This window comes from Rhodococcus sp. UFZ-B548, assembly GCF_903819475.1.
GTDB classification, from domain to species: domain Bacteria; phylum Actinomycetota; class Actinomycetes; order Mycobacteriales; family Mycobacteriaceae; genus Rhodococcus_F; species Rhodococcus_F erythropolis.
Window position 1 is genome coordinate 1 of the sequence record NZ_CAIJDS010000108.1, and the last position, 7,919, is coordinate 7,919.

A 7,919-nucleotide genomic window follows, 5' to 3' on the forward strand; every position below is an offset into this window, starting at 1 on the left:
ACCCAACACACGCACCAAACGCTCACCCAACACCACAACCGAACCCTCGTCGAAGGCGTCGCGCTGGTATTTGAAGGTCAGCTCGATTCCGCCCCCGGCGGTGATCATCAGTGTCAACGGGAAGTGAGTGTTGTCGTTGGCATGCATGCTTTCGACGGACATCTCGTCGATCGACGCTGCGCCTGCTGCGAGCGCCTTCTGATCGATCGGATACGACTCGAACACCGTCAACGTGTCGAACTGCGCACCCGCGCCGATCGCCTGCTGGATGTCGGCCAGCTGAACGTGATGGTGATCGAGCAGTTCCGCCTGCTCACGCTGAACCCGCGTCAACAGTGAAGCCGGTGATTCGTTCTCCTCGAACCGAATCCGAATCGGAACGGTGTTGATGAACAGCCCGATCATCGACTCGACTCCGGTAACCTGCGGCGGCCGACCCGAGACGGTTGCACCGAAAACGACATCGTTCCTGCCGGTCAATCGTCCCAACACCACGCCCCACGCAGTTTGGATGACGGTATTGAGCGTGACACCCAATTCACCTGCGAGAGAAGTAAGTGCGGCCGCGAGTGACTCGTCCACCTGTACCTCGGACTCGCCCGAACGTGCATCGATGGTTCGGCCACGGTCGGCTTGTACGAGAGTCGTCGGCTCTTCGAGTCCGTCGAGCGCCCGTCGCCAGACATTCAAGGACCGAGCGGAATCCTGCGCAACCAACCACTCGAGATACGTGCGGTAAGAACGAACCCGCGGAAGGACGGATGCATCCGAACGCGTCGCGTACAGCGTCAGCAGATCCTTCATGACCAGCGGGAGCGACCAGCCGTCGAGGAGGATGTGGTGGTTGGCCACAGCCAGCGTGTATCGACGATCGGCAGTCTTCACCAACAGGTATCGCGTGAGCGGCGGGTGGGACATGTCGAACCGTGCCGACTGATTGTCACGCAGCAACTGATCGAGAGCTTGGACACGCTCGGCCCCGTTGGTGATCGCACTGAGATCAACCTCGCGCCACGGAAGATCGACCTCGTCCGCGACTACCTGAAGCGAATTGCCGTCTTCGTCGAGGACGAAGCCGCTGCGCAGGTTCGGATGACGTTCCGTCAAAGCTCGAGCTGCCGACAGCAGACGATCCGCGTCCACGTTGCCCGAGAGCTCGAGGACAACTTGCATCGAGTAGACGTCCAGTGATGCCTCCGCGAGCATCGCGTGGAACAGGAAGCCTCGCTGCAACGGTGCCAGTGGCCATACGTCGGCCACGTTCGGCATCCCTGCCTGCAGACGGTCGAGCTGTGTCTGACTCATCGACACCAATGGCACATCGGACGGCGTCAATCCTCCAGCGAGAGGCGAGTTCACATGTGCTGCAACCGCACTCAGCGACTCCTTCCAGTAAGAGGCAAGCAACTCGACGTCCTCACGCGAGATCGCTCCACTCGCGAATCCGAAGGATGCACCGAGAACCGGACCGTCGGGGCCGTCGCTGACTACTGCGTTGACGTCGAGCACACCGTTTGCCGCCATGTCCGCGTCAGGCGCGACGGAGACGTCACCGAGAACGTCGCTGGGCATCCATCCGAGTCCGAGTGCTTCTGCTGGCACCTCGCCCGCGGAAATACGGCCGAGGTAGTTGAAGCTGATATCGGCACTGGCACCCGCTGACAACGCTTCAGCAGTCTCCTCGTTGAGGTATCTCAGCATTCCGAAGCCGATTCCCTTGTCCGGCACGGAAAGCACCTGCTCCTTGACAAGCTTGAGCGCACGACCCGCCGCGACACCGCCGGCAAGAGCGTCGTCGAGATCGATATCGGAGATGTCGATTCGTAGCGGGAACTCCGTTGTGAACCAACCGACGGTCCGCGACAGATCCGCGCCTTCGATGACCTCTTCCTCACGCCCGTGGCCCTCGAGGTGTACCAGCAAAGACCCTGCTGCCTTGCTCTTTTCGCGCCTCAGCTTGGCCACTGCCATGCCAAGTGCGGTCAACAATCCATCGTTTACACCGCCGCGATAGACCTTCGGCACCATGGTGAGCAACGCGTCCGTGACCTCGGGCGATACCTCGACGCGAATCGAATCGAGGGTGGAGATCACATCGAGGGTCGGATCGAACGGGCGTGACCCCAGGTACGAATCGCCGCCGGTCAGCGTGCGTTCCCAGTACGGAAGTTCCGCCAACCGGTCTTCGCTGTGCGCGTTCTCGGCAATCGCATGCGCCCAACGACGCACCGAAGTCGCAACGGCCGGCAATGCGGGTTCCGACGACGCGGCGACCTGCATCCACGCAGCGACGAGATCCGGAATGATGATTCGCCACGACACGCCGTCGACGGCGAGGTGATGGGCAATCACAACGAGTTGACCGACATTCTCCGGCCCTCGGTCTACCCAGACGAAACGAATCATGTCCCCGGACAATGGATCCAGCGAACGTGTAGCGAGCTGAACGGCCGACGCCACGTTGGCGTCGCCCGCAGCGGGTTCGATCCGCTCGATCGTGTCGGCGACGGCGATCGATCCCAACCCGCCGACCTCGAGACCCCAGCCCCTGTCGTCGTCGAGAAGGCGCGAGCGCAGGATGTCGTGTTTGTCGATCAGCGCTGCGAGTGTCAACTGGAGGACTCCCGCGGTGATACCGACCGGCAGATCCAGAATCATCGTCTGCGCAAAGGTGCGGTAGGAACCGCGCGACAACATCCAATGGGCAATCGGCATCAACGGCATCCAGCCGATTCCGCCACCCGGAAGTTCACTGAGAACAACTGCATCGTCGAGCACCGACTCGGCGATTTCCGCGAGTCCCGCGATGGTCTTGCGCTCGAAGACATCGCGCGCGCTGAATCGGAGGCCCTGTGCCTTTGCCCTTGCAACGAGCTGGATCGACATGATCGAGTCGCCTCCGAGCGCGAAGAACGAATCGTCGGCACCTACCTGGTCCACGCCGAGGACGTCGGCGAAGATCGAGGCCAGAATCAATTCGGATTCGGTATCGGCAGCCCGGAACTCACTTCCGGCCGTGAAGACCGGTTCAGGTAATGCTTTTCGATCCAGCTTGCCCGAAGCATTGAGCGGCATCTCGTCCAGCACGACGAGGTGGGCAGGCACCATGTACTCGGGCAGTCGAGCCGCGAGATGTGCCCGCGTTTCGTCGATGTCGACACTCGCAAAGCCGGCGGGGACCACGTAGCCGACAAGATGTTCACCAAGCACGACGACAATTGCAGACGCGATCGAATCGTGTCCGCGAAGCGCCGATTCGACCTCGCCGAGTTCGATACGGAGTCCGCGCAATTTGACCTGGAAATCGGTACGGCCGATGTACTCGAGTTCACCGGCCGAGCTCCACGTCACGAGGTCGCCGGTTCGGTACATTCTTGTGCCCTGGTCGCCGTACGGATCGGCGACGAAGCGCTCGGCGGTGAGTTCGGTACGACCGTGATAGCCACGAGCGAGCTGAACACCCGCGAGATACAGCTCGCCTGCAACACCCGCCGGAACAGGGCGAAGACGACTGTCGAGTACGTACACCCGAGTGTTCCAGACCGGGGCGCCGATGGGCACCAGAATGGTGTCGTCTGCGGTGACAGCGTGATAGGTGACGTCGACGGCTGCTTCCGTCGGTCCGTAGAGGTTGTGCAGCTTCGCATTCGGAAGCACCGAACGGAACCGCGCAGCGGTGTTCACCGGCAGTGCTTCACCCGATGCGAACACGTGGTTCAACGACGACGCGCGCTCTGCTGCCGGATCGTCCACGAACACTTCGAGCATCGAAGGCACGAAGTGCGTGATCGTCACGTCGTACGCCTCGATCAGTTTGGCCAGATACTCGGGATCCCGATGACCGTCCGGCACAGCGATGACGAGACGCGCGCCGACCTGCAACGGCCAGAACAACTCCCAGACCGACACGTCGAAGGTGACAGGGGTCTTCTGCAGCACCGAATCGGTTCCGCTGAGTGGGTACTCCGACTGCATCCAAGCCAAGCGGTTCACGATGGAACGATGACTGACCGCGACGCCCTTGGGGCGGCCCGTCGATCCCGATGTGAAGATGACGTACGCGAGGTCATCCGGCTCGATGGGCGCCGAGCGCTCTTCGTCGGCGATCGGCCCGCACGGCACTGCTGTGGTGTCGATCGTGTCGATGGTGATCACACGCCGTGTCGTCGAAGACATCGCGTCACGTGTCGTACTCAGAATGCACACCGGATCTGCTGCGTCGAGGATGTACTCGACGCGTTCGGCCGGTTGATCCAGGTCCACCGGCACGTACGCACCACCGGCAGCAAGGACTGCGTAGATCGCGATAAGTAGATCTTCCGAACGCCGAATACCGATGCCCACCAACGAGTCTGCGCCGACACCTTCGGCGATCAGGACTCGCGCCAAACGATGCACGCGGGCGCCGAAATCGGTGTAGGTCGTGTGGGTTCCCTCGAAGACGAGTGCGGTGGACTCCACCGATCGGAGAAGTTGCTTCTCGAACAATTCGACGAGATCCGTCGGAGCCATCTCGTGCGCCGTGGTGTTCCAGCCGTCGAGGACTAGCGAGCGTTCCTGCTCGGTCATCAGTTCGATGTCTCCGACAGGCTTCGTCGCGTCGTCGGCAATAGCTTCGACGATGCGAACGAGCCGGTCCACCAGACTTTGCACCTGCTGATGCTCGAAGAAATCCGGGAGGTACTTCACGCCGAAGTGCAGTGAACTGTCGAGAGTCACCATGAGCGTCAACGGGAACGTCGTCGTATCGTCTGCGTGCAGCCCGTCGATCCGTAGACCGTCGATTGCCTGCGCCTGGGCCGCGAGACCTTCCTCGTCCACCGGATAGGACTCGAACACGGCCAACGTGTCGAACAATGTTCCCAGCCCGACCGTTCGCTGAACATCGGCGAGCGAAACATAGTGATGATCGAGCAGATCGGCCTGCTCGGACTGGACATCGGTCAGGAGCGATTCGAGCGATGCCGACTTGTCGATCCTGACTCGGACCGGAAGCGAGTTGATGAAGAGACCGACCATCGACTCGACGCCGTTGAGGCTGGGCGGGCGACCCGAAACGGTCGCACCGAACACGACGTCGTCCTGCCCTGTCATATGAGACAGAAGAATTGACCAGGCAACCTGGACAACGGTATTGGCGGTGACGCCGACTCGGCCGGCGAGTTCGGTGATCCGACTGGTCGTCGCGGTCGAGAAGTCGACCGCGATCTCCCGTGAACGCATGGTGATTTCGGTGGTGCCGGCCTTGGCAGTCACCAGAGTCGGTTCCTCGAATCCGTCGAATACCTCGGCCCAACGAGCCATCGACTTATCCGAGTCTTGAGCGACCAACCAAGACAGGAACGCGCGATAGGACCTTGTTCGCGGCAGCAGAGAGGGGTCCGCGTGCGTTGCGTACAGGACCAGAAGGTCTTTCATGAGCAAAGGCATGGACCAGCCGTCGAGAAGGATGTGATGGTTGGTCACGAGAAGCCTGAAAGTGTCGCCGGTCAATCGCACCAGGGTGTACCGCATCAACGGCGGTGTGGCGAGGTCGAATTCGTCGGCCTGATCCGCCGCGGCGACTCGGGCGAGTTCGGACTCTCGTTCAACCTTGTTCTCGATACCGCTGAGATCTATCGCATTCCACTGGACAGGAGCCCGATCCATCACAACCTGGACCGATCGGCCTGCATCATCGGTGACGAACGCGACCCGAAGACTCTCGTGTCGGTCCATGACGGCCTGCGCCGCGCTGCGAAGACGATCTGCGTCGACGGCGCCGGACAGATCGAGTGCCATCTGCATGGTGTAGACGTCGACCGATTCTTCGGCCAGCATCGAGTGGAAGAGCATTCCGTTCTGCAACGGCGTCAGCGGCCAGACGTCGGCCACGTCCGCGAAATCTTGTTCGATCTTCGCGATCGCACGTTGGTCGAGATCGACCAGTGGCAGATCGGACGGGGTAAGCCCACCCGCACCCGGTCGGTCCACGTGTGCCGCGAGTCCAGCGAGAGCCGACACCCACAACTCCGACAATCGTGAGACCTCCGGCGCGGAGAGGAGGCCGCTCGGATATGCGAACGACGCGTTGAGCACCATTCCGTCCGACGAATCTCCCGCCATCACATTGATGTCGATGCTCTTGTTGGCAGGCATGTCCGCATCACCCGGTGCGGACACGGAGCCGAGGTCGCCCACCGGGAGCCACCCGACTTGTTCGAGGCCTTCCGGCAATTCCCCACCGGCGACTCGGCCGAGATAGTTGAAGCTGACCTGACCGTCTGCATGCGCCCCGAGCGTGCGGGACGATTCCTCTCCGAGGTAGCGCAGAAGCCCGTACCCAACGCCCTTGTCCGGGGCGCCGAGCAGTTGTTCCTTGATCAACTTGACAGCCTCGCCTGCGGCAGGACCGCCGGCGATCGCGTCCGCGAGATCCACGCCCGCCAAGTCCAGTCGAACGGGAAAAGCGCTCGTGAACCAGCCGACCGTTCGTGAGATGTCGGCGCCACTGATAATCGACTGCTCACGCCCGTGGCCCTCCAACTGAATCAGCGCCGAGGACGCGTCGACGTCTCGCTCGGCACGCCACAGCGCCATTGCGAGTGCCAACGCTGTCAGCAAACCGTCGTTGGCGCCGCCTCGGAACGCCCGAGGCAGAGCCGTCAAGATGGACTCGGTGACATTGGCCGGTACCTCGACCGACACCGTCTCGAGAGTCGCCGACACATCGATGTGTGGATCGAACGCGCGTGAACCGAGGAGAGGATCCGAACCAGACAGAACCGATTCCCAGTAAGGAAGTTCAGCCTTACGCGATTCGGACTCCGCTTCGGTGACCAACGCGTGCGCCCAACGCCGCATCGAGGTTCCGACCGGCGTCAGAGTGGGGGCACTGCCGTTCGAGATCTGGGCCCAGGCCGAGATGAGATCCGGAACGATGATGCGCCAGGACACTCCGTCGATGACGAGGTGATGGGCAACGACGAGAAGTCGGCCGCTGCGCCCGGCACCGAAGTCGAACCACAAGAACTGCAGCATCGTGCCGGCGTCCACATCGAGACGTCCCAGAGCCGAATCGAGTTCGCGCGACGCAAGAGCAGTCACCTCGTCTGCCTTCGACGCGGGATCGACCGGGATGTGATGGACCAGTGCGTCGACATCGACCGCGCCGGACGCCATCACTTCGATCTCACGCCCGCGATCGCCGTCCACCACACGCGATCGCCACATGTCGTGGTGTTCGACAACAGCCGAGATCGTCGAAACGATGCCGGAGCGGTCGATGCCTTCGGGGAGTTCCAGGGTCATGGTCTGGGTGAAGCGGTTGAACCCACCGGGTCGTTGCGACATGTATCGCACGATCGGCGTCATCGGCATCGAGCCGATTCCCCCACCCTCCAGTTCTTCGAGAACTATTTCCTCGACCACGTCCGCATGACGAGCAACCTCGGCGATCGCCACGACCGTCTTGTGCTCGAAAACATCGCGCGGGCTGAAAACGATCCCTGATGTCTTTGCGCGAGAGACCAATTGAATCGACATGATCGAGTCTCCGCCGAGCGCGAAGAAGGAGTCGTCTGCACTGACTTCGTCAAGACGAAGGACCTCGGCGAACAGACCCGCCACAATTCTTTCCATCTCGGTCGCCGGAGCGCGGTGCGTTCTCGACTCGAAGATCGGGTCAGGCAGAGCGCGCACGTCCGTTTTACCGGCGTGTGTCAACGGAATCGCGTCGATCACGACGACCGCGTCCGGCACCATGTACGCAGTCAGGAACTGACCGACCTCTTCCGATACCGCTGAGGATTCGAGCGCCACCCCGGACTCCGGTACTACGTACGCCACGATGCGATCACCGAGATGCTCGACCTTCCGCACGACCACGACTGCACGGGCGACACCCGCACACCCGACCAACGCGGATTCGATCTCACCCA

The 7,919-nt window shown here is 61.8% G+C and carries 1 protein-coding gene; it reads right to left on the reverse strand.

Features of this window, described 5'->3' with window-relative positions:
* Positions 1 to 7,919, reverse strand: a 7,919-nt coding sequence (locus tag H7C86_RS36245) for a non-ribosomal peptide synthetase (protein WP_182263454.1), incomplete at both ends; no start/stop codon positions are given.